Source organism: Paenibacillus sp. J31TS4 (assembly GCF_018403265.1).
Taxonomy (GTDB): Bacteria; Bacillota; Bacilli; order Paenibacillales; family NBRC-103111; genus J31TS4.
Genome location: NZ_BOSI01000001.1, coordinates 1,151,576 through 1,175,686, shown reverse-complemented (window position 1 = coordinate 1,175,686; position 24,111 = coordinate 1,151,576). Strand labels below are relative to the sequence as shown.

The 24,111-nt window shown below is 58.8% G+C and carries 19 protein-coding genes; all 19 read left to right on the top strand.

Annotated elements, in window-relative coordinates; translation table 11 throughout:
* Positions 1–8: 8 nt before the first annotated feature.
* The 19 genes from KJS47_RS05380 to KJS47_RS05290 all read left to right on the top strand — a co-directional run bounded on the left by KJS47_RS05380 (position 9) and on the right by KJS47_RS05290 (position 24,104).
* Positions 9–1,067, top strand: coding sequence for an S-methyl thiohydantoin desulfurase family protein (locus KJS47_RS05380; RefSeq protein ID WP_213523441.1), 1,059 nt, complete (start codon positions 9–11; stop codon positions 1,065–1,067).
* A 95-nt stretch (positions 1,068–1,162) separates the two neighbouring features.
* A complete protein-coding gene (locus tag KJS47_RS05375; RefSeq protein ID WP_213523439.1) occupies positions 1,163–2,110 on the top strand; it encodes a DUF1177 domain-containing protein in 948 nt (315 codons plus the stop codon).
* Between the two features lie 153 nt (positions 2,111–2,263).
* On the top strand, positions 2,264–2,935 hold the full coding sequence (locus KJS47_RS05370) for an AroM family protein (RefSeq protein WP_213523437.1): 672 nt from the start codon (positions 2,264–2,266) through the stop codon (positions 2,933–2,935).
* A 31-nt stretch (positions 2,936–2,966) separates the two neighbouring features.
* Positions 2,967–3,902, top strand: coding sequence for an aminopeptidase (locus KJS47_RS05365; protein ID WP_213524976.1), 936 nt, complete (start codon positions 2,967–2,969; stop codon positions 3,900–3,902).
* A gap of 148 nt (positions 3,903–4,050) precedes the next feature.
* The gene (locus KJS47_RS05360) at positions 4,051–4,671 is read left to right on the top strand and encodes a class I SAM-dependent methyltransferase (protein ID WP_213523435.1); all 621 of its coding nucleotides are present in this window, start codon (positions 4,051–4,053) and stop codon (positions 4,669–4,671) included.
* Positions 4,672–4,952: 281 nt separating this feature from the next.
* Positions 4,953–6,560, top strand: coding sequence for an extracellular solute-binding protein (locus KJS47_RS05355; RefSeq protein WP_213523433.1), 1,608 nt, complete (start codon positions 4,953–4,955; stop codon positions 6,558–6,560).
* 105 nt (positions 6,561–6,665) lie between these two features.
* Positions 6,666–7,631, top strand: a complete 966-nt coding sequence (locus tag KJS47_RS05350) for an ABC transporter permease (RefSeq protein WP_213523431.1) — start codon at positions 6,666–6,668, stop codon at positions 7,629–7,631.
* A complete protein-coding gene (locus KJS47_RS05345; protein ID WP_213523429.1) occupies positions 7,625–8,500 on the top strand; it encodes a carbohydrate ABC transporter permease in 876 nt (291 codons plus the stop codon). The genes KJS47_RS05350 and KJS47_RS05345 overlap by 7 nt, the downstream gene beginning before the upstream one ends.
* 79 nt (positions 8,501–8,579) lie before the next feature.
* Positions 8,580–10,877: a helix-turn-helix domain-containing protein gene (locus tag KJS47_RS05340; protein ID WP_213523427.1), complete on the top strand. Its 2,298-nt coding sequence runs from the start codon at positions 8,580–8,582 to the stop codon at positions 10,875–10,877.
* The gene (locus KJS47_RS05335) at positions 10,877–11,881 is read left to right on the top strand and encodes a zinc-dependent alcohol dehydrogenase (protein ID WP_213524974.1); all 1,005 of its coding nucleotides are present in this window, start codon (positions 10,877–10,879) and stop codon (positions 11,879–11,881) included. Before KJS47_RS05340 ends, KJS47_RS05335 begins: the two co-directional genes overlap by 1 nt.
* 62 nt (positions 11,882–11,943) lie before the next feature.
* A complete protein-coding gene (locus KJS47_RS05330) occupies positions 11,944–13,023 on the top strand; it encodes an alpha/beta hydrolase family protein (RefSeq protein ID WP_213523425.1) in 1,080 nt (359 codons plus the stop codon).
* Positions 13,024–13,364: 341 nt separating this feature from the next.
* The gene (locus KJS47_RS05325) at positions 13,365–14,270 is read left to right on the top strand and encodes a carbohydrate ABC transporter permease (protein WP_213523423.1); all 906 of its coding nucleotides are present in this window, start codon (positions 13,365–13,367) and stop codon (positions 14,268–14,270) included.
* On the top strand, positions 14,267–15,088 hold the full coding sequence (locus tag KJS47_RS05320) for a carbohydrate ABC transporter permease (RefSeq protein WP_213523421.1): 822 nt from the start codon (positions 14,267–14,269) through the stop codon (positions 15,086–15,088). The genes KJS47_RS05325 and KJS47_RS05320 overlap by 4 nt, the downstream gene beginning before the upstream one ends.
* 148 nt (positions 15,089–15,236) lie before the next feature.
* The gene (locus KJS47_RS05315; protein WP_249716126.1) at positions 15,237–16,571 is read left to right on the top strand and encodes an ABC transporter substrate-binding protein; all 1,335 of its coding nucleotides are present in this window, start codon (positions 15,237–15,239) and stop codon (positions 16,569–16,571) included.
* A 351-nt stretch (positions 16,572–16,922) separates the two neighbouring features.
* Entirely contained in the window at positions 16,923–19,250 is a 2,328-nt protein-coding gene (locus tag KJS47_RS05310; protein WP_213523417.1) for a helix-turn-helix domain-containing protein, read from the top strand.
* 363 nt (positions 19,251–19,613) lie between these two features.
* Complete coding sequence (locus KJS47_RS05305) at positions 19,614–20,504, top strand: ABC transporter permease (RefSeq protein WP_374707017.1); 891 nt, start codon at positions 19,614–19,616, stop codon at positions 20,502–20,504.
* Positions 20,505–20,517: 13 nt separating this feature from the next.
* The gene (locus KJS47_RS05300; RefSeq protein ID WP_213523416.1) at positions 20,518–21,378 is read left to right on the top strand and encodes a carbohydrate ABC transporter permease; all 861 of its coding nucleotides are present in this window, start codon (positions 20,518–20,520) and stop codon (positions 21,376–21,378) included.
* Between the two features lie 74 nt (positions 21,379–21,452).
* Complete coding sequence (locus tag KJS47_RS05295) at positions 21,453–23,006, top strand: extracellular solute-binding protein (protein ID WP_213523415.1); 1,554 nt, start codon at positions 21,453–21,455, stop codon at positions 23,004–23,006.
* A gap of 33 nt (positions 23,007–23,039) precedes the next feature.
* Entirely contained in the window at positions 23,040–24,104 is a 1,065-nt protein-coding gene (locus tag KJS47_RS05290) for an amidohydrolase family protein (protein WP_213523414.1), read from the top strand.
* Positions 24,105–24,111: the final 7 nt, after the last annotated feature.

Genomic DNA, 24,111 nt, shown 5'->3' with positions numbered 1-24,111 from the left:
CGGACTACATGACAGCAAGACAACTGGATGAACGAATGGTCGACTATGCCGTTTACGGCGGCGCCGTGCTCGGCGGAGGGGGAGGCGGCTGGATCGAAGACGGGCTCAAGCTCGGCAGGCTCGCCCTCGAGATCGGCCAGCCCGCTCTCGTGCCGGCGGACCGCTTCGCGGACGACGCCCTGTTCGTGACCGTGTCGATGGTCGGCGCGCCGGCCGCCAAGGAGCAGTACGTCAAGCCGGTCCATTATGCCAAGGCGCTGGAGCTGCTTGGCGCCCGCATCGGGCGGCCGATCGAAGCGCTTCATACGAACGAGAACGGGGCCGGGACGACGGTCAACGGCTGGTTCCAGTCGGCGCTGACCGGGATTCCACTCGTCGACTTTGCCTGCAACGGGCGGGCTCACCCGACCGGCAGCATGGGCTCGCTCAATCTGTCCGAGCAGGACGGCTACGTCTCCCACCAGGCGGCGGTCGGCGGACGAGGCAGCCGCTATGTAGAGATGAGCCTCTCCTCTTCGCTTGGACTCGCCGGCTCGCTCGTCCGGCAAGCGTCGGTCGAGGCGGGAGGGCTCGTAGCCGTGGCGCGCAATCCGGTATCGGCCTCATACGCAAGGGAGAACGGAGCGGTCGGAGCGATCACGCGGGCCATGGAAGTCGGTGAAGTGCTGCTCAGCCGCAAAGGAGAGGCCGCTATCGATGCGGTGGCTTCGGAGCTCGGGGGCAAGGTGGCGGCGTGCGGCACCGTAACCGCGTTCGGACTCGAAACAAAAGGAGGCTTCGACGTCGGGACCGTGACGATCGACGGCAAACATGAGCTGACGTTCTGGAACGAGTACATGACGCTGGAGCTGGAAGGCCGCCGCTTGGCGACCTTCCCGGACCTCATCATGACACTGGATGCCGATACGGCTAGACCCGTCATTACGGCGGCGGTCGAGAAGGGCCAGCGGCTGGCGGTGCTGACCGTTCCGCGGGAGAAGCTTCTCCTTAGCACGACGATGACGAACAGCAAGCTGCTCGAGCCGATCGAGGGAATCATCGGCAAATCGATTCTGGAAAGAGAGTAGAGCGTCTGCCCGCTCCTGGCCGCGAGCCGTGCGGGCGACAGCGAGCAGCGGGCCAACAACAATAGACAAACAGGAGCCAACAGGAGGGAACCACTATGACATTGCAGCAAACATTAACCGTCTTGGATGTTCTGGACAGCCGGTACGCGAGCGGCGGCCGGGTACAGGAGCTGTTCGCCGCGTATCCGGACGTCGAGGTCACGGTCCGCGAGGTAAGAGGGGACAAGGGGAGCACCGATTTTGTGAAGATCGTCATCCCTGGCACGGAAGGCAAAAGCAGGGGCGGCGCCGCGCCGACTTTCGGCATCGTCGGCCGTCTCGGAGGCATCGGCGCTCGTCCCAGCCGGATCGGGCTTGTCTCGGACGCCGACGGAGCGGTCGCGGCGGTAGCAGCCGCGCTGAAGCTGGCCGATATGCAGACCAAGGGCGATCAGCTGAAGGGAGATGTGATCGTCACGACGCACATCTGTCCGGACGCGCCTACCCGCCCGCATGAGCCGGTCGACTTCATGGATTCGCCGGTGGACATTCGCACGATGAACGAGCACGAGGTGCTGCCGGAAATGGAGGCAATTCTCTCGATCGATACGACCAAGGGCAACCGGGTCATCAATCACAAAGGCATCGCCATCTCCCCGACCGTCAAGGAAGGGTACATTCTGCGGGTAAGCGAGGACCTGCTGCGCATTATGGAGATGACGACCGGCCAGTTCGCCGTTACCTTCCCGGTGACGATGCAAGACATTACGCCGTACGGCAACGACTTGTACCACATCAACTCGATTCTGCAGCCGTGCGTCGCGACCGACGCTCCGGTCGTCGGACTCGCCGTGACGGCGCAGTCGGTCGTCCCCGGCTGCGGCACCGGGGCCAGCCACGAGACGGACATCGCCTCGGCGGTCCGGTTCGCCGTCGAAGTCGCCAAAGAGCTGACTGCCGGCACATGCCGGTTCTACGATGCGGAGGAGTTTGGCCGCATGACAAGCCTATACGGATCGATGAAGGTGCTGCAGACGAGCGGGCGCGAGGTCGGCCAGGCTTGATTGGATAACGGCCGGCCGGGCTGAACGGTCGGTGGAGAACAAGAGGGAGCGATCCCTCTTTTCGTTTGAGCGGGAAGTGGGCAAGATAGGGCCCAGTGCCGAACGTTGCGGACGGACCGGCTTCGCGTTAAGATCAGAGGAGGTAAGGCAACGATGCAAAAGATCGGAATGCTGACCATTGGCCAAGCTCCCCGGCCGGATGCCGCGCCCATCCTAGAGCGGCAGCTCGCCGGGAGGGCACAGCTCATCCAGGCGGGCGCGCTTGACGGCATGAACAGACGGCAGGTGGAGGATGAACTCGCTCCCCGGGAGGGAGAGTACACGCTGACCTCCCGCCTCTCGACGGGGGAGCCGGTCGTGATGGGGCGGGAGAAGCTTCAGCCGCTGCTGCAGGAGAAGATCGATCTGCTGGAGCGGGCGGGCATCCGGACGATCCTGCTGCTCTGCACAGGCGTGTTTCCGGGACTGCAGTCAGCCTCCGCCCTGCTTCTGGAGCCGGACCGGATTTTGCCGCCGGTCGTCCGTGCAATGGTGGGTGAACGGAGACTCGGTGTCCTGGTTCCGCTTGAGGAGCAGAAGGAATCGCTTCGGCACAAATATGAAGCCGTCGGCCTGAAGCCGGTGTTCGCGGCAGCTTCCCCGTACGTGCAGGATCCGGAGCCGTTCCGGCTCGCGGCTGAGGAACTGCGGGGGAATGCGGATGTTCTGCTTCTCGATTGTATGGGGTATACAGAGGAAGCGAGAACGCTTGTCTCCCGTGCGTCCGATCTGCCGGTCGTGCTGTCTAGCGCGCTCATGGCCAAGCTGCTTTCCGAATTGATTTGACAGAAAGAAGGGACTTCGCGTGAAGGAGCAATTGACGACAATCAGCAAGCGAGTGCTGCAGGATTGCCTCGGCTTGAAGGCGGGGGAATCGTTCCTCGTCGTGGCGGACGAAGGCAAGAAGGAAATTGGGGAATCGCTGTTCGAGGCGGGCCGCCAGCTTGACGCGGAAGCGATGCTCTGCGTCATGCGGGAGAGAAGCAAGTCTGGTGAGGAACCGCCGGCTCCGGTCGCCGCGGCGATGGCCAAAGCGGACGTCGTCGTATGCGTAACGAGACATTCGCTCACCCATACGGCGGCGCGCAAGCAGGCAGCGGCCGCAGGCGCGCGCGTGGCGACGATGCCGGGCATAACGGAGAATATGTTCCTCGAAGGGGCCATCGCGGCCGATTACGGCAAGGTAAAGGAGCTGACGGACCGGGTGACCGCCATGCTGACGGAAGCCCGGCAAGTGCGGATCGAGAAGGATGGCAGTACGCTTGCGTTCTCGATCGCCGGCCGCAGCGGAGTGCCGAGCACCGGCCTGTATCTCAATCCGGGCGAATCCGGCAATCTGCCGTCCGGCGAGGCGTATATCGCGCCTGTCGAAGGAACGGCCGAGGGACAGATCCGGATCAACGGCTCGGTGGCTGGCATCGGGGCGCTCTCTTCCCCACTGCTGCTGACGGTGGAGCAGGGCAGGCTCGTCCGTGCGGAAGGAGAGAATGCGGAACAGCTGCTCCGGATGCTCGGCGACGGGGACGGCCGGCAGCTGGGCGAATTCGGCATCGGTACGAACGACAAAGCCCGCATTACCGGCGTCGTGCTGGAGGACGAAAAGGTATACGGCACGATCCACGTCGCCTTCGGCAGCAACAACACGTTCGGGGGGACGATCGCCGCGGGTGTCCACATCGACGGCATCGTCATGAAGCCGGACGTCTATCTCGACGACCGGCTTATCATGGAGAAGGGCGTCTGGAAAGAGTAACGGTCCAGGGCGCCGGTGGGGCTGCTGCACCGGCAGGCTCTCCGTGGTTCAGCCCGGCAAGGCGGCCCAGCCGCCTTGCCGGGCTTTTCGTTGTTCTACTCCTTTTATCCAGGATACAATGGACGATAGAGAAAGGAGGAGTTGCGGGATGGGCAATTGGTTTCACCGGAACTATGACCGGATGATGGGCCCGCTGGAGAAAAGGGTGCTTGGGGCGATGCGCCGCCGTCTACTCAGCGTCGCGGAAGGGGAGGTGCTGGAGCTGGGGGCAGGGACGGGCGCGAATTTCGCCTATTACCGGAGCGCGTCCCGGGTAACGGCAACCGAGCCCGAGACGGCCATGCTCGCACAGGCGGAGATCCGTGCGCGAGAGGCAGCCGTTCCCGTCAGGCTCGTTCAGGCGGATGCCACTAGACTGCCATTTCCGGACGCATCCTTCGACACCGTAGTCGGGACGCTCGTGTTCTGCACGATTCCCGACCCGGCCGCGGCTCTGGCCGAAGCATGGCGGGTGGTCAAGCCCGGCGGCAAGCTGCTGCTGCTGGAGCATGTCCGGCTCCGGCATCCGCTGCTCGCTAAGCTGCAGGATTGGCTGACACCCGCGTGGATGGCCGTCTGCGACGGCTGCCGGCTGAACCGTAGAACGGCGGAGCTTGTACACCGGACCGGCTTCGAGACGTTAGAGGAGGAAGAACGCGTCGGCGGCCTCTTTGTGGCCGTCCGGGCAGCCCGTCCGCAGCACCGGTCGACGTCCTCAACGGCCACGTAAATACGGAGGCGCACCTATCCAATTTTCCTGTCGGATTTGCTCATTTTCCTCCGCTTGTTCATTTTCTACATACGAATAATCCCTTATCCCGCAACGGTTTGCGGGATTTTTTCCTTGCAGGGGAGAGAAAGGGGAAGGTTATGTGAAAACGCTTTATTTACGTAGTGGAAGCGCCTTCCTATAATGAGGCATGTGCTAGGAAAGAGGCGAAAATGAGCAAGAGAGCCGCCGGACTCCGAGCCAAGGTATTACGGGAAGGGAACATAAGGGAGGAATAGCAAATGGGTCAAGGCAAGCTTAAATCGGTACTGGTTTCACTCACTGCCGTTACGGCCATCGTCTCCGGCTGTGGAGGAAACGCGGGAAGCGGAGGAACGGCATCCACTTCTCCGTCGCCATCGGGGGCTCCAGCGGTGTCCGCCAACTACGGGGATACCGGGGGCATCAAGCTTCCGCTCGTCGACAAGCCGACGACATTAACCTGGATGCTGGTCAGCGACAACGCGAATCTGGCCGATTCCATGGTCATCAAGGAAATCGAGAAGCGCACAGGGATCAAGCTGGAGATTCAGGCCTATTCCAGCCAGACATTCAAGGACAAGCTGAAGGTCATCGTAGGCTCGGGCAAGCTGCCGGACATCTTCCACGGACTGACGCAGCAGGAAATCAACAAGATGGGCGGCCAGGGCGCTCTGACGCCGATCAACCAATATTTGAACGAACTGCCCAACTTCAAGAAGCTGTACGTGGATGACAAGGACAACAACTGGGTGATGAAGTCCTGGTCTGACGACAAGAACAATATGTATACATGGCCCATCTACGGCCTGAACCGTGACGTCAACCACGGCTTCCTGTACCGTAAGGATATTTTCGACAAGCTCGGCATCAAGGAGTGGACGAACACCGACGAGTTCTATCAGGCGCTCAAAAAACTCAAGGAAGCATACCCGCAATCGTATCCTTATGCATCCAAGACGAAAGAAAACATCTTCCGCGACTGGGCATACGGCTGGGGAATCGGCGGCACCTCGTTCCCGGCTTACTACGAGGAGAAATCCAAGCAGTGGAAGATGGCGTATACGTCCAAAGAGTTCAAGGACCAGCTCGATTTCATGAAGAAGCTGTACAACGAAGGGCTGCTTGATCCGGAATTTATCACCGATACGGATGCCTCTTGGACAGCCAAGATGACGACGAACAACAAGTCGTTCGTCACCTTCGACTGGATCGGCCGTCTCGACTCGTTCGCGAATCAGGTCAAGGCTGCCACGCCGGACTACAACCTTCGCTATGCCAATCCGGTCGGCCCGACGGGCAACGTCCGGAGCCTGCCGAAGATCAGCAACTTCGGCATCGTCGTCCCGAACGGCAAGAACAAGGAGCTGGCGCTTAAGCTGCTCGATTATCTGACCAGCCCGTCCGGTTCGTCTCTCGTGACCATGGGGATCGAGGGCGAAACCTACAAGTTGGAGAACGGCAAGCCGGTCTATCCGGAGCTGAAGGATCTGCCAGTGGTCGACATCAAGGCGCTGGAGACGAAATACGGCATGTGGCTTGAAGGCATGTATCTGCGTCCCGACAAGCGCAGCGTGTACTACGCCTTCACCGAGAAGGAGCAGGAAGCTCAGGACAAGATCAACAAGGCGAAGAAATACGAGCCGGCCGATCCGGAACTGAAGTTCACGGACGAGGAGACGAAGACGATCGCCGATCTGCGCTCCTCGCTGGATAAAGCGGCCAACGAATTCGCCACCAAATATGTGATGAAGAAGGAATACACCGACGCTCAATGGAACGAGTGGCTGCAGTCGGCCGAGAAGCTGGGCGCCAACAGGCTTGTCGACGCCTACAATGCCGCCCAGAAACGTTACGACGAGGCGAAGTAAACCGGCATCGGCAGTTAGAAGCCGGAAGCAGAAAGAGATAGGGACAGCGGCACCCGGCTCCAGCAGACCGGGTGCTCTGCCCGTTACTAGGAGGAAGGAAGGTCCATGCAAACGACATCTACGGAGCTACCCGCCGGACGCAAACGCAAGACGCCGGGCTCCGGTCTCTCCTCGGTTTGGCGCCATATCGTCCGGGACCGGCAGCTGTTGATTCTGTTTATTCCCTGCATCATCTTTTTTGTCCTATTTCGTTACGGCCCGATTTACGGCCTGATTATCGCCTTCAAGGACTATAACGTCTACCAAGGCATTATGGGGAGCGAATGGGTGGGACTCGAGCACTTCCGCCGGTTTTTTGAAGGGCCCGATTTTTGGCTGCTCTTCCGGAATACGTTATTGCTCGGCCTGTTCACGCTGCTCTGGGCGTTTCCGTTCCCGATTCTGTTCGCCGTTCTCCTGAACGAGGTGCGCAGCATCCGCTTCAAGAAGACGATTCAGACGTTCAGCTACCTGCCGGCTTTCCTGTCGGTCGTCATTGTCAGCAGTATGATCATCGACTTTTTGTCTCCGACCCACGGCCTGGTAAACGAGGTCATCAAGTTTTTCGGCTTTGAGCCGAAGTATTTTCTTGCTTCGTCGGAGTGGTTCCGGACGATCTACATCTCGTCGGATATATGGCAGCATATGGGCTACGACGCCATCATCTATCTGGCGGCGATCGCCAGCATCGACCCGACGCTCTATGAAGCGGCCAAGGTCGACGGTGCAAGCCGGTTTCATATGATGCGCTACATTACGATTCCGAGCATCATGCCGACCATTCTGATCATGTTTATCCTCAAATCGGGAGCCATGTTCCGGATCGGCTACGAGAAGGTGCTCCTGTTGTACAGCCCAATGACCTACGACGTTGCGGACGTCTTCTCCACATACGTTTACCGGAAGGGCCTTCTGGAGACGAACTACAGCTATGCCGCGGCCGTCGGCTTGTTTGAATCACTGATCGCCCTCGTCATGCTGCTCATATCCCAATTCATCAGCAAGCGGGCAGGAGGGAGAGGACTATGGTAGCACGCAGCGCATTGAATCCGAGGTTTACCTTTTTCGATCTGTTTCTGGTGGTCGTTCTCAGCCTCATCGGCATCGTCACCGTCTACCCGGTGCTGTATATTGTGGCGGTTTCGTTCAGCGATACGGCCTCCATCGTGCAGAACAAAGTATTCCTGTGGCCCAAGGGCTTCAATCTGGATGCATACCGGAAAATCATCGAGGAGCCCAAAATTCCGCGCGCGTATCTGAACACGATTATGTACACGGGGCTCGGCACCTTTATCAATCTGCTCATGACGGCGGTCGCTGCCTATCCGCTGTCGCGGCCCGGCTTCTTCGGCCGCAAGTACTTCATGATCGCCATCGTGCTCACGATGTTTCTCTCCGGTGGTATCATTCCGACCTACTTGATCGTGCAGAAGCTGCACATGATCGATACAATCTGGGCGATCGTCATTCCGAATGCCATTTGGACCGTCGAGCTCCTTATCCTGAAGAGCTTTTATGAATCCATGAGCGGCTCGCTGCGGGAGTCTGCGCTTATCGACGGCGCATCGGAATACCGCATTTTGTTTAACATCGTCATCCCGCTGTCCAAGCCGGCTCTCGCGTCCATCGGGCTCTTCTATTTCATGGGCCACTGGAACAGCTTCTTCATTCCGATGATTTACCTGAACGACCCGAAAATGCTGCCGCTTCAGGTCGTGCTGCGGGATATGCTGTTCTTCGACACGACCCAGCAGAACAGTCTAATCGAACAGTCCACCATAACGCCGCAGGCGATGAAGAACGCCACGATTTTCGTCTCGATGGTTCCGGTGCTGCTCATCTATCCGTTCGCCCAAAAATACTTTGCCAAAGGAATTATGCTGGGCTCCGAGAAGGGATAACCCCGGGCTTGTCGAATATATGGGGGATGCAGTCGACGCTGTGGTTTGGCAAACCACGCGTTACCATGGAGGTGGGGCTGTGCCCAAACTCTTGCCCAAGATTAGGATGATCGTCAACAAAGGGCTGCTGCAGATTTTCTTTGCGCTCCTTTTGGTGGCGATCATCATGTTTGTGTCGAATTATATGGTTTACCGGAACTCCATCTCCGGGATCTATAACCAGGTGAGCGAAAATAACAAGCTGGTGGTCAAGAACATCATCCGCTCCTTCGACTCCAGCTTCAAAGATATTAACGACGTCATCCATGCGATCCAGATGCTGCCGTCCAATCCGTGGGAGAACGAGAGAACGCTTAACGGAGAGACGGATATGAGCGCGGCTTATATGATCCACACGAACGTCCGCGAGCTCGTGTCCCCGATCGATTATATCGAGGAGGCCATCGTGTTCCATCCCCGGTCCGAGCTTGCCATCACCGCCTCGGGGTCGATCCGGCTGGAGCAGCTGCTGCAGAGCAGATACGGCAGCAAGACCTATAACGGCGTATTCTGGAAAGCGCTCGCAAGCACGAAGCATCCTTTGCGCATCTATCCGGCTCAGGCCTACACCCGGCAGGAGCTTGCCGGCGATGCGGGCCGCAAGCTGATCCCCGTTCTCGGCAGCAACCAGGTATCGGACCTGAACGTGCTTGTTTTTTTGAACAGCGAAAAGCTGCTCCGCCACGTCAACCAGCAATCGATGATGAAGGGGACGTCTCTCATCGTGCTGGACCAGGACCGCAACGTCATCCTCAATACGGAGGACAACTGGGACCTCGTCAGCATGCTGCAGGAGCTGCAGCCAGGACCCTCCTCGGAGACGACGGTGAAGAGCAAGGATTACGAATACAACGTGTTCAAGTCGGAGTACAACGGCTTCCTGTACATTAACAAGACGCCTTACCAATTCGCCAACATGCAGGCGGTGACGAACGTGAATCGCCAGATCATGCTGATCGCGATTGCCTGCGCGGTGCTGCTGTCAGGTCTCTTGAGCCTGTACCTGTACCGGCCGGTTCAGACGCTTGTCAAGCTGATCGGCCTGCGCGAGCGTTCCGGCGCGGATTACCGGAGCATCCGGCTCGGCATCGCGCAGATCCAGGAGGAGAACGAATCGTTCAAGACGCAGATGGATCTGTTCCGGAAGGAAATGCGGCGGGCCGCGTTTCAAAGCACGCTGCTCGACACCTTTCCGACGCGTGAAACCGAACAGAGGATGCAGCGGTACTTCCCTGAGTTTTTCCGCGAGCGGTACTTCGTCCTGGCGGCGTTCCGGGTAGGCGAGCAGGCGGAGGACGACGGGGTGCTCGGAACGGGGTTCCCGGACCTCGCAGCGTTCGTTGAGAACGGCCTCGGATCCGGGCTGGACGGCGTCTTCGTATTCCCGCTGACGCAGGGCCGTGCGCTTGCGCTCGTCGGCGGCGGCAGGCCGACCGACCGGGAGGCCGTAGTGGACGGAATCCGGGCGTTCGTCGAGGAGGCGAAGCGGGAGGCGTGGGCGGGCATCAGCGCGGCCGCAGCGGTCAGCCGGATGTATCCGGCGGAGACGGCTAACGTGCAGCAGGCATTCTCCGAAGTGAACGACTGCTTCGAATTCCGCAACATCGACTCCGACGACGCGGTCATTGACATCAACCGGATCCGCTACACGTGGAAGGTTTACGCCCCGCTCGACGAGATCGAGAAAGCGTCGCAGAGCCTGCTGATCGGCAACGCGGATGAATGTATCCGGCTGGTGAACGGTATCGTAGCCCGAAATGAAGAGCTGCATATCCACCGCAGACAGCTCGTCTCCGTCGTGCAGACTATCTTTTACGCTATGCTCAAGCATTTGGAAATGAGCGACATGAAGACTGAGCAGATCGTAGAGCTCGAGAAGACGTTTCAGAGGGAGCTGGAGGCTGCGCCGGGCGCCCGCGAGATCCAGGAGGCGCTCCTTCAGGCCATCCATCTGATCGCACAGAAGCGCGCGGGCAGCGGGCAGAAGAAGAAGCTTGACCCTTCGGCGATCGCCCTCTATATCGACCAGCACTATATGGACAATCTTCATCTGGACCATATGGCGGACCGGCTGGAGACGACGCCCAAATATTTTTCGAATTTCTTTAAGAAGACGTTCGGCGTCAATTTCGTCGAATACCTGAACAAGGTCCGGCTGGCGCACGCCAAGGAGCTGCTGCGGCAGTCCGACCTGTCGGTAGCCGAAATCGGAGAGAAGACAGGGTATCTGAATTCCTCCACGTTCACGAATACGTTCAAAAAGTATTACGGCATCTCGCCGAGCGAATACCGCCGCACCAACGCCGGCGAAGCCGCCATAACCGGGAGGAAAAAATGATCAGAACGATAGCCGCTAAAGAAGGATCGATTGTGACCATGCAAATGGAAGAGCCGGAGCTGCGGAGCGGGCATGTCCTGATCCGCACCGTCTATTCGGCGATTAGTCCGGGAACCGAGCTCGGAATGGCAAAACGGTCGGGAGAAGCACCTGTCGGTTTGGGCTACAGCGCAGCCGGCATCGTGGAGCGGGTGGCGCCGGACGTCACCGCCTTGCAGCCGGGACAGCGGGTCGCCTGCTATGGGGCGCCGTATGTCCGCCATGCCGAGCTGCTCGCCGTGCCGGTCAATCTGACCGCCCCGGTGCCGGATCACGTCAGCCTGGAGGAGGCCGCATTCGCAGGGCTCGGCGCCATCGCCATCCATGCGCTTAGAATTGCCGACCTGCGCTTCGGCGAGACGGCCGTCGTCGTCGGCCTCGGCATTCTGGGCAACATTACCGCCCAGATCGCCTCCGCCGCCGCTTGCGTCACGCTCGGGCTTGATCTCCAGGCAGCGCGTGCGGAGGCTCTCCGCGCGAGCGGCGTCAGCCGGGCGTACGATTCGGCGGACGCGCTGGAAGCGGGCCTTCGCGAGGCGGCCGGCGGCCAAGGGGCGGACAGCGTGCTGCTGTGCGCGAGCGGAAAGGGCGAGGCGCTGATGAACCAGTCGCTCGATTGGATCCGCGACCGCGGCAAGCTGGTCGTCGTGGGCGATCTGACGACGGAATTCTCGCGGGGCAAGATGTTCGCGAAGGAAGCGCAGGTGCTCATCTCGCGCGCCGGCGGTCCGGGGCGCTACGACGCCAGCTACGAGCGCAATAACGTCGATTATCCGCTCGGCTTCGTCCGCTGGACGGAAGGGCGGAATACCCGCGAGTTCATTCGGCTGCTCGCCGAACATAAGGTAAGCGTAATGCCGCTTATCAGCGGCATTTATCCAGTCGAACAGGCAGCCGACGCTTACGAGGAGTACGCCGGCCCGAACGCTGCTATGGGAACGCTGTTCCGGTACGGAGCCGAGTAGCGGGGAGCTGAACCAAGATCGCACGGCGGGAATCTGGTGAATGATGGAGGGAGGATGAAGGAATGAAGACAGATAGCGGGACCGGCTACAACCTATTCGAGCTGAACCGCAGCGGGGTTCCGCCGCTGCTGGCGGAAGGCGAGACAAGGGAGGACTGGGCGGCGCGGCGCGAAGCGATTCGGGAGCGCTGGCTCGCCTATATCGGCGGCGCCGGCGCCAGCGCTCCCGTTCGCTATCGGATGCTGAGCGAGACGGCGGAGCCCGATCATGTCCGCTGGCATTTGCGGTACGAGACGGCGGACGGCGACGAAGTGACCGCCTTCCTGCTGCTGCCACCGGGACTGGATCCAGAGGCATCGGACGCACAGGCCCCGGCTATGCTGGCGCTTCATCCGACCAACGAGGCCGGCAAAGCCTGCGTCGCGACCACTGCTGCTGGCAAGGCCGGCCGGATGTACGGGCTGGAGCTCGTCCGCCGCGGCTACGTGGTGCTCGCGCCGGATGCTCTGACAGCTGGCGAGCGAATCTATGACGGCTATGAGTCCTTTCGCAGCGGCCCGTTCTACGAACGCTATCCGGAATGGTCGACGGTCGGCAAGAACATCGCCGATCACCGCCATGGCGTCGATCTGCTTGCCAGCCTGCCGTTCGTCGACGCCGGCCGGATCGGCGCGATCGGCCATTCGTTCGGCGGCTACAACGCCTATTTTCTCGGCGGCATCGATCCGCGCATCAAGGCGATCGTCTCGAGCTGCGGGTTCAGCCCCTTTACCTCCGATCTGCATCCGACCCATTGGGGTGTGCGGGACTGGTACACCCATCTCCCCAAGCTGACCGGTGATCTGGCTTTCGGCCGGGTGCCCTTCGAATTCCACGAAATCGCCGCACTGGCCGCGCCGACGCCGTTCTTCAACTACAGCGCGCAGAGCGATGCGATCTTTCCTCACTGGAAGGCGATCGGCGACTGCATGGTCGAGCTGTTCCGGCTGTACGAACGTCTAGGCGTTCCGGAGCGCTTCCAGGCGGTGCTCGGTGTCAAGGAGCATGACTTCCCGCCGGAGATCAGGGAAATGGCGTATGCCTTCCTCGACCGCTGGCTCCTGCCGGCCGCCGAAGAGAAGCGGGCCTTCGAAGGCTCCTAACTGCAAAGCGAATACAAGAGGCCGTTTATCCTCTATTGGGGAGGGGACGGCCTCTTTCTTTGTTTTTCCGGGACGCACCAGGCTTCAGTCCGGCCCGTTGGAGTAGACGAATACGTCCGTTTGGCCGTTAGTCAATAATTGACTTATTTCCAATTATTGGGTAATATATCTGCATGCAGATTATGTAAGTGCTTACATCAGCTAGTCTGCTGTAGGGAGCCGATTCGGCTTCACCTTCCACCGGAAACGGGAATCCGCCTTTGGTGGTGCCTCTTCTGGCGCGGGACGCTGCTCACTCTCCCTCCTCGTCGTTCATCCTATTCTTGGAAAGGGGACCCGGAATGGCTGTAACGGAGCTGTCTTCGCTTAAGCGCTCGAAGCGGAAGGAAATCGCGCTGGCCTACTTCTTCCTGGCTCCCGCTTTGGCGGTCTTCGCCCTGTTCTTGTTCTATCCCATGCTCAAATCGGTCTATCTAAGCATGACCTTGACCGATCCGCGAGGCCGCGTCGCGGAGTTCGTCTGGTTCGACAACTACAAGGATTTGTTCCTCTCGGAAGCCTTCTTCCACAGTTTGAAGATCACCCTCTACTTCGTTCTGCTGACGGTGCCGACCACCATCCTATGGTCGCTGCTCCTGGCCGCCTTGACCCACAACAAGCTCCGCGGCATGAAAGTCTTCCAATTCATCTTCTCCCTTCCGATCATCATCTCGGTCGGCACCGGCTCCATCATCTGGCTTCTTCTTTTTCACCCGACTGCTGGCATGCTGAATTATTTTCTGAGCAAAATCGGCGTGTCGGCCATTCCCTGGCTGACCGATCCGTCCTGGGCGCTGCTCTCCGTATCGCTCATGACCGTCTGGATGAATATGGGCTTCGTATACATCGTCCTGCTCAGCGGTCTGCAGGGAATCCCGGACGATATCTATGAGAGCGCCAAGATTGACGGCGCGGGTCCGGTTCGTTCCTTCCTCCAGATCGTCCTGCCGCTTCTGACGCCGACACTCTTCTTCGTGCTCATCGTATCCATCATCGGAGCGTTCCAGGCGTTCGGCCAAATCAACATCTTGACCAAGGGCGGGCCGATGAACGCAACGAATGTGGTCGTCTTTACGATCTACCAGGATGCCTTCATCAACTTCCGATTCGGCATCGGCAGCGCAGAAGCGCTCATCCTGTTCGCGATCATTTTGGCGCTGACGGTCCTCCAGTTCGCCGTGCTGGAAAGGAAGGTGCACTATCAATGATCCGAAGGGCGTCTTCCTTCCTGCTGTATCTCCTTCTGGCGCTGCTTGCGCTGGCGGTGCTCTATCCGCTGATTTTCACGGTCTTCTCGTCCTTCATGTCGGAGGCGGAGGTGTCGAACTTTCCGCCCCCTCTTTTTCCCCGCGAACCGAATTTCGCCAATTACGAAAAGGCCATACAGACGGTGCCTGTGCTGAGGTTCATTCTGAACAGTTTTCTCGTCTCGACGGCCATCATGCTGTGCCAGATCGTCACCTCGAGCATGGCCGCCTACGCGTTCAGCTTTCTCCGGTTTCCCGGGAAGCACGTGCTGTTCTTCCTGTTCCTGTCGACGATGATGATTCCTTGGGAAGTGACGATCATCCCGAACTACCTCAGCATCAAAAGCTGGGGATGGATGGACAGCTACCAGGGCCTGATCGTGCCGTTCATGGCGGGAGCGTTCGGCGTCTTCCTGCTCCGGCAGTTTTTTCTCCAGCTTCCGCACGAGCTGTTCGACGCGGCCAGAATCGACGGGTGCGGGCATCTGCGCAATTTCGTGGCCATCGTGCTTCCGCTATCTCGCCCGGCGCTCTCGACGCTCGGCGTATACGTTTTTCTGAATCACTGGAACAGTTACCTATGGCCGCTGCTGATCACGAATACGCCGACGATGCGAACCGTGCAGATCGGGGTGGGGATGCTGCAGTTTCAGGAGGTCAACTCGTGGAACATGATCCTGGCGGGCATCACGCTTGTTTTGCTTCCGTCGCTGTTCCTCTTGGCGCTCGGCGTCAAGCAGCTGATCCGGGGCATTACGGCAGGGGCGGTCAAAGGCTGATCAGCCTCAGCCTTCCGGCTGGTCGTGCGTTACACCGTACTACAGCTTAAGCATTTGCGGACATGCGGCGCGTGCCTGGAGTCTTGCCGGCAGGCCCGCAATCCGTTATCTCAAGTAAGAAAGCGAGGAGCAGCCGATGAGGAAACGAATGACGAAGCGAATGCTTGCAGCCGCGATGCTTGGCGTGATCCTGGTGCTGTCGGCCGCCTGCGGCGGCTCGGATGGAAAGTCGGGAGGAAGCTCCGCCGGGCCGCAGAAGGTCGTGTTCTGGCATGCAATGGGCGGCGCGAATACCAAGGTTGTTGACCAGATGGTATCCGATTTCAACGCTTCCCAAGACAAGGTCAAGGTCGAAGCGATCTTCCAGGGCACCTACGACGATCTGCTGAGCAAGCTCAAAGCGTCGATGGGCTCGAAGGACGGCCCGTCGCTCGTCCAAATGTATGAGATTGGCAGCCGCTTCATGATCGATTCCAAAACCGTAACGCCCATGCAAACGTTCATTGACGCGGATAAGTACGACCTGAGCCAGCTGGAGCCGAACATTACCGGCTACTATACGCTGAACGGCAAGCTGTATTCCATGCCTTTCAATACCTCGAACCCGATCCTCTACTACAACAAAGACTTGTTCAAGGCAGCGGGACTCGATCCGGCCAAGCCGCCAAAGACGTTTGAGGAGTTCCAGCAAGCCGCCGATGCGATTACAAAATCGGGCAAGGCGACCGGAGCGAACTTTGCCATCTACGGCTGGTTCATGGAGCAGTTTTTTGCCAACCAGGGTGCGGAATATGTGAACAACGGCAACGGCCGCACGAGTCCCGCGACGGAGTCAATCGTGAACAGCGAAGCCGGCGTCAAGACGCTGACCTGGTGGAAGGACATGGTCGCCGCCAAGAGCATGAACAACCTGGGACGCAAGACGGACGATTCGAAGAAGGCGTTCCTCGCCGGGCAAGTGGGCATGATCCTCGATTCGACGGCAGCCCTGCGGGGCCTGGTGACCGATGCGCAGGGCAAGTTCGAGGTCGGCACCGGCTTCCTGCCCAGACCGTCCGACGGCAAAGAAGGGGGCGTCATCGTAGGCGGCGCCAGCCTCTGGATGATGAACGACAAGTCCGAGGCGGAGCAGAAGGCAGCCTGGGAGTTCATCAAGTTTCTGACGTCTCCCAAGGAGCAGGCTTACTGGCACATTAACACTGGATACTTCCCGATTACGAAGAAGGCGTATGATGAACAGAGCGTCAAGGACAATTTGCAGAAGTTTCCTCAGTTCCAGACAGCCGTTGACCAGCTTCACCAGACCAAGCCGAATACAGCTACCCAAGGAGCGGTGATGGGCGTGTTCCCGGAAGCCCGGCAAATCGTCGAAGGCGCGATCGAGGAGACGCTGAACGGCAAAAAATCTCCCAAGGAAGCGCTGGACGCGGCGGCCAAAGAGATAACGGCAAAAATCCAGACCTACAACAAAACGGTGAAATAGGAACGGTTCTGCAACGTTGCGCACAGCCGGCCGCGGCCTCTCCGCCCGGCTGTGCTTTTTCTGCGTATACCGGTTCTTCCAGGCTAATGAGGGGCGACAGGACAAAATCGGCCGTTTACCTGCCGATGCGCCCCTATTTCTCTTGACAAAGGACTCGGGGAACCGCTTAAATAATAGCTACCAGAATGAATGCGCTTTCAAATCATCCATCCATCTTGCCCTTCCTTCGCGCCGCCGCTTGCACACCCCGCCGCCGGTTTCTTCCGGTCTCGGTTTTTATCCAGGATTTGAGCTTTCCAGCCGCCACCGCCAGCAGGTCCCACGCTTTTCCCGAGAGGAGGATGCTTATCTGTGAGAATCCCGTTCCGCGGAGCTCTCCGCACCCGCAGCGGCATGGCGCTGTTCTGGCGTCTGTTCGCCACGTATTTTGTTCTGATTCTCATACCGGCCATTGTCGCCAGCACGTTCACGTATTTCTTTGTAGTGAGCCTGATTGAGAACGACGCCAAGCAAGTCAACCGCACGATGATGCGCACCTTCTCCGAGCAGACCGACGCCGTCTTCTCCTCACTTAAGACGGACATGATTCAGATGCTGAGCACGTCTACGCTCAAAAGCTTCATGAGGTCGGCGGATGCCTCTGCCGACAACCAACAGCGGCTTGAACTCGTTCATTCGCTCATGGATCAGCTGGGCAAGGTCAACGCTCGGACGTTCGTGGCGAATTCCTACCTCTATTTCAGCAAACAGGACCTGATTATCGACGTCAATACCTATACGAGCAAGGACTATTACTTCAGGCATTATGATCCGATCGACCGGCAGAAGGAAGCGACCTACTTCGCGAATTTTGAAGGCAAAAAAATGATGGCCTTCACACAAGCCCCTCGCCAGCTGACCGCGCCCGACCAGGAGATGATCCGGCCGGCCGACGCGAACCTGGCGGTGCTGATGAGCTATCCGTTCAACGCTCCCGTCCCGGACGTCTATCTAGTGGTCAATGTGGACCGGGCCAAGCTGAAGGAGCAGATCGCCGTCGGAGAGAAATGGGTGACGGAGACGGCGATTCTGGACAGCGGGGGTCAGATCATCAGCCAAACCGGGACGACGGAGAAAGCGGTGCTGGCCATGCGCGATCCCGCTTATGTCGACCAGGAGCAGTTCATCCGGCTGCCGGACGGCAAGCGGGCGCTGACGTATAAACTGTCGTCATTCGACGAGAACTGGTCTTACGTGAGCGTCATCAACCTCGAGACGCTGATGAAGCCCGCCCACCTGCTGAGGACGCTTAGTCTTGGCTTTCTGCTGTTCTTCCTGGCCGTGGGCAGCCTCGTCTCTTATTGGCTCGGCCGAAGGCTGTACACGCCGATTGCGGACATCCGCCACGGCTTAGCTGCCCATCGTCGGGTGGCGGAAGGCTGGTGGCAGACAGGCAATGATTTTGACATCATCAAGCGCTTCTCCAATCTGCTTATCGTAGAGAACCAGGATCTGTCGCGGAAGGTGGACGGGATGACGCCTCTCGTGCAGGAGCATCTGCTCTCACGCATGCTGCTAGGCAATACGGGCGGGTCCTCCCGCGATAACGGGCGGGAGGTGGAGGATTCCTGGATGTCGGGGGGCGATGGGAAGATCGCCTATACCGTCTTATGCGTCGAGATTCAGGAACGTTTCCCGGGAAATGATGAGATGATCGTGCCGGAGATAACTGCCATGTTGAGGAAAATGGCGGCGGAGAGAACGGAAGGGGAACTGTGGCTGTGCCAGCTCAAGCCGCGTCTTCTCGCTTGCGTCGTCCCCCAAGCTTCCGATTCCGGCTATGGCCCGGAAGCGGCTGCGGCCGACCTGTCGCAGCAGCTGACGCCCTTTACGGACCGGATCAAGGCGGCGTTAAGCATCGGCAAGACAGTCTCCTCCGTTGAGGAGCTTCATCTATCTTATGAGCATGCCGCTGCGCTTCTAAGAGCCCGAACGCTGGATCCGGTGGTGGATGTTTGCCGGGAGGAGCTGGGCGAGGAGTCGGTTGGTGCTTGGGACTGCTTCCTTTCGAGCGGCGAAGTGAATCGGATGGCGCTTTATCACCAGTCCGGAGACTACAGTGGGCTGATGGCATTCGTGGGGGAGCTGCTCGGGAAGGGAAGAGAGCGGGGTGCCTCGGCTTACCAGATCAATTACTTGTGCGCCGACATCCTGCATACGTGGATTCGCTTCGCGGAAGCGGAGAAGAGCGGGTTCAGCATTCCGTTCTATGCCGGTCTGTTCGAGCGGCTGAACGGATGTGTCACCTGGGAGGAGCTGATCTCGTGCTTCCACGACCTGCTCTCCATCTTGTTCCGGCCGGAGCGGCGGCAGGACCGGGCGAGCCAGTTCGCCGAGATTTTGACGTACATCGACACCCACTACGGGGAGGAGCTCTCCATCGATTATTTTGCCGAATGGATGAATCTGTCGGTAGGTCACTTCAGCAGAACGTTCAAAGAAGAAGTGGGGGAGAAGTACGTCGATTATGTCGCGCGTGTCCGGCTGGCCAAGGCGAAGCATCTGCTGTTGGAGACCGATATGAAGATCGACGACATCGCCGAGAAGATCGGCTATTGGGGCCGCAACTCCTTTATCCGCCTGTTCCGCAAGCATGAGGGCGTTACACCCGCCAAGTATCGCTCGCTGCACCAAACGTGAGACTTCCTTTTTTGGCAAGTCTCTTTTTTTGTTCCCGCAACAACGGAGACCTGCCAAAAAACGCGCGCTAGCCACGATCTGCCTCCCTCTCTTAAGCTGGGAGCAGACGCCCGGAAGCCGGCTCAAACCGGCGACCCGCGAAAAGGAAGCGGTTACAATCCGCCTTCGAGTCGAATTAGACGGCGGCAGCTGGTATCCGACGCCGCTGACAGAGGAGTGGCCGGTTTACGAGGGAAATCCGGTCCATGTGCGTTCAATCGTTAATGTAGAAGGAGGGAGCTCGCTTTGTCCACCAACCACAGTGCTTCGGTGGTCGCAAGGGCGCCCGAGCGGTCGCCGAAGCGGTCCAAGGCTTGGAAGCTGATGAAGAAGCACAAGGTGCTGTACCTGCTCATGCTTCCGGGAATTCTGTACTACTTGATCTTCCGGTATGCGCCCATGTACGGCGTCATCATTGCCTTCCAGGATTTTTCGATCGGCAGAGGCTTTGCCGGCAGCAAGTTCGTGGGAATGAAGCACTTCATCGAGTTTTTCGTCAACACGCCCGACTCCTGGAAGCTGATCCGCAATACGGTCATGCTGAACGTCTACGATCTGCTCTTTCACTTCCCGGCGCCGATCGTCCTGGCGCTCCTGTTCCACGAACTGAAGAGCAAAGGCTTCAAGCGGTTCGTTCAAACGATCAGCTACATGCCCCATTTCCTCTCGACGGTCGTCATAGCGGGGATCATCGTGACATTCCTGAACCCGCAGACGGGTCTCTTGAACTTCTTGCTCGTCAAATTCTTCGGCATCGAGCCGATTCTGTTCCTGGGCCTGCCGGAGTGGTTCCGGACGATTTATGTAGGTTCGGAGATTTGGCAGAGCGTGGGCTGGGGAACGATCCTCTACCTGGCGGCGATCGCGGGCATCGACCCGGCTCTCTATGAGGCAGCCAAGATGGATGGTGCGAACCGGTTCCAACAGATGCGCCATATTACATTTATCGGCATGCTGCCGGTCATGATCGTTCTGTTCGTGCTTCGGCTTGGCCACTTCATGGAAACCGGCTTCCAGAAGATCCTGCTCCTGTACAACCCGATGAACTACGAGACGTCCGACGTCATCAACACCTTCATCTACCGGCGGGGCATTCTGGATGCGGATTTCAGCTTCGCAACAGCGGTCGGGCTCTTCCAGTCGGCGATCGGCTTCGTGCTCGTCGTCGTCGCGAACCGCATCATCCGGAAGTACTCCGAGACAAGCTTGTGGTAGGAGGGCCATGCACATGAAGATAAGAGAAAGCTTCGCCTCGCGTCTCTTTGACGCCGTTAACATTCTGATCATGCTCGGTCTCATCGTAGTCATGGTCTATCCGATGCTGTTCGTCCTGTCGGCTTCCTTCAGCGACAATGCGATGGTGGCAAGCGGCAAGGTGCTGCTCCTGCCCAAAAAGATAACGGTGGCCGCCTACGAGCGTCTCGTGTTCAATCCGGATCTGTGGCGCAGCTACTGGAACACGATCCGCTACACGGTCGTCCATACGGTGCTGACGCTGATCGCCACTTCCGCCATGGCCTATCCGCTCGCTAAACGCTGGCTGCCGGGCCGCCGTCCCATTCTGCTCATGGCCGCCTTCACGCTTCTGTTCAGCGGCGGGATTATCCCGACCTTCATTATTGTGCAGAAGCTTGGCCTGCTCAACTCGATTTGGGCGATCGTTCTGCCCTCGCTCATCAGCACCTGGCACCTGTTCATCATGCGGACCTTCTTTGAGGCGCTGCCCGAGGAGATTGAAGACGCTGCGACCATCGACGGCTGCAATTCCTTCCAGGTGTTGGTCAAGGTCGTGCTCCCGCTGTCTATGCCGGTGCTCGCGACCATAGGCCTGTTCACAGCCGTCAATCAGTGGAATGCGTTCTTCGATTCGCTCATCTACTTGAATGAACGCAGTATGTATCCGCTGCAGATCATGCTCCGCAACATTCTGATTGCAGGCTCGACCGTACAGGGCGAGGGTGACTCGCAGCATCTGGAGACGATGAAATACGCGATCATCATGATCGCGACGCTTCCCATTCTGTGCATCTATCCGTTCATTCAGAAGTATTTCGTGCAGGGCAGCATGATCGGCGGCGTCAAGGGATAGACGTAGAGCCGGTCCCGGCCGGTTTCTATCGCTATAGAATCCTGTTGGAACTTTATAGAGGAGGGGTTAGTTGGATGAAAAAGGAAAAACTCGCTTTCTCGTTGGCTGTGGTACTGGCGGCCGGCGGTATACTCCCGGCATGCAGCAGCAGCAGCTCTACCGGAGGAAACTCCGGCTCGGATGCCAAGACCAAAACCTTCACGTGGCTCGTCTACGACCGGTCGGAGGGCAAGGTTAGAACCGACTGGGAAATCTTCAAGGAGATCGAGAAGAAGACCAATGTCCGGCCCGAGTTCCAGATCGTCAGCCAGGAAGGCTTTGCGGAGAAGAAGCAGATCATGATCGCGACGAACTCGGTGACCGACTTCATCCAGGTCAGCACCCAGGAAGGGCGGGAGCATGGCCCGGAAAAGGTATTCCTCAACCTGAAGGACTATCTCGACAAAGCCCCCAACCTCAAAAAATTTTATGACACCTATCCGGAAGCCAAGGCCGTCGCAACCGGACCGGACGGTGGCATCTATACAGTCCCCATCCTGGAAGGTGACCCGCAGGGCAAGGGCTTTGACTACGTCTGGTGGAACCGGAAGGACGTCACGGACAAGGACGGGCTCAAGGCGCCGACAACGCTCGACGAATTCTATAATTACTTGAAGGCGCTCAAGCAGAAGCATCCGGACTCTTACCCGCTCATTACAAACTCTCCGGTCGGGAATACAGGCCTGTATACCGTCTTCGGAAGGGCGTTCACCGGCGTCACGGGCTTTTTCAACCTGAACCCGGCCGACAACAAGTACGCCTTCGCTCCTTATCATAATGGCTACAAGGATATGATTGTCTTCCTGAACAAGCTGTACACGGAGAAGCTGCTCGATCCGGAATATTCGCTGTTGACCGCGGCCCAATGGGAGGAGCGGCTGCTGACCGGCAAGTCGTTCGTGACCTACTATTGGAAAGCGGACATCGACCCGAATACCGAGAAGGGCCGGACGGCCAGCGGCAACAAGGAATTCGAATTCAGTGCGATCCCGATGTTCGCCGCTCCGAATATCAAGCCGTACCAATTCTCCCGTTCGCTCGTAGGGAGCGTAGGCCGTGCCATCTCCGCCAAGGTGAAAGACAAGGAAGGAGCGGTCAAGTTCCTCGATTACCTCGCCGGCGAGGAAGGCACCAAGTATCTGTCGCTCGGCATCGAGGGAAAAACCTATACGGTGGAGAACGGCAAGCCGCTTTATAACAAGGAGTTCGGCACGAGCCCGTATACCACGCTGCGCAAGGATTGGGGAGTCTGGTACGACAACATTACGCTCAACAATGCCATATCGCGCGCGGCGTGGGAGGGCGGACTGAACGAGAAGAGCAAGGCGATCAACGCCAGTTATGAGAAATTCATTGTGCCGGCTCCGAAGCAGATCGTCAAGACGAACGAAGAGATGGAGCTGGAAAAATCGAAGCTGAGCAACCTGAACAAATTCCTGGAGCAGAAGCTTACCGAGTTCGTTACCGGCAAGACACCGATCAACGACACGACGTATCAGCAATTTATCGATCAAGCGAAGAAACTCGGCTCCGACGAGCTGCTGAATATGTACAACACGGCCTATACGCGTACCTACGGTTCCAAGTAACCGGAGCGCGCCAGGCGCGGGGGAGGGAATGCAGTGACCGAACAAGCGGAGGAACGCTACAAGGTCATCGACGTAGACGTTCACAATGAACAGAGCGACGCGGCGCTGGTGCCTTACTTGCAGGAACCATGGAGGAGCAGGGTAGCGGCGAGCGGGATCGGCATGGCCGGCTCCGGCTACTACTCGCCGATGGGGGTGCTCCGGAGGGATGCGATCCCGCCGGGGGGCGGCAAACCCGGCTCCGATCCCGACTGGGTCATCAAGCAGCTGGTGGAGGATTACGATCTCGAGTATGCGATCCTGACCGGGGTTGCCTACAACATATCGGCGACCCACGACGCCGACTTCGCGGCAGCGATCTGCTCGGCATACAACGACTATCTTATTGCCGAATGGCTGCCCAAGAGCAAGGCGTTCAAGGGCGCGATGGCGGTGGCGACGCAGGATCCTTACCTGGCTGCACGCGAGATCGACCGGATCGGGGGACATCCCGATATTGTTGAGGTGATCATCTCCAGCGCGGCACGGGCTCCCCTCGGACAGCGCCAATACCACCCGATCTACGAGGCGGCCGCACGCAACGGGCTACCGGTGGCGCTACATCCTGGGGCAGAAGGGGCGGGCAGCTCGACGCCCCCGACTGCAGCGGGGTACCCCAGCTGGTATATCGAGTGGCATACCTGCCTGTCGCAGATGTTCATGGCCCATCTGGTCAGCATGGTCAGCGAAGGCGTCTTCGAGAAATTCCCGACGCTCAAGGTCGTGCTGGTGGAGGGCGGCATCGCGTGGCTGCCTCACCTCATGTGGCGCTTCGACAAGAATTACAAGGCGCTCCGGTCCACAGTGCCCTGGCTGAAGAAGGAACCGAGCCGGTATATCCGCGAGCACTGCTACTTCTCGACGCAGCCGATCGAAGAGCCCGACAATCCCCAGCATCTGATCGATCTGTTCAACATGGTGGACGCCGAGAACATGATTCTGTACTCCAGCGATTACCCGCATTGGGATTTCGACCCGCCGACGATTCTGCGCAAGCTGAGTCCGGAGGCGCGAAGAAAAATATTTTACGAAAATGCGAAGCAGCTCTACAAGCTGTAGCATGCGG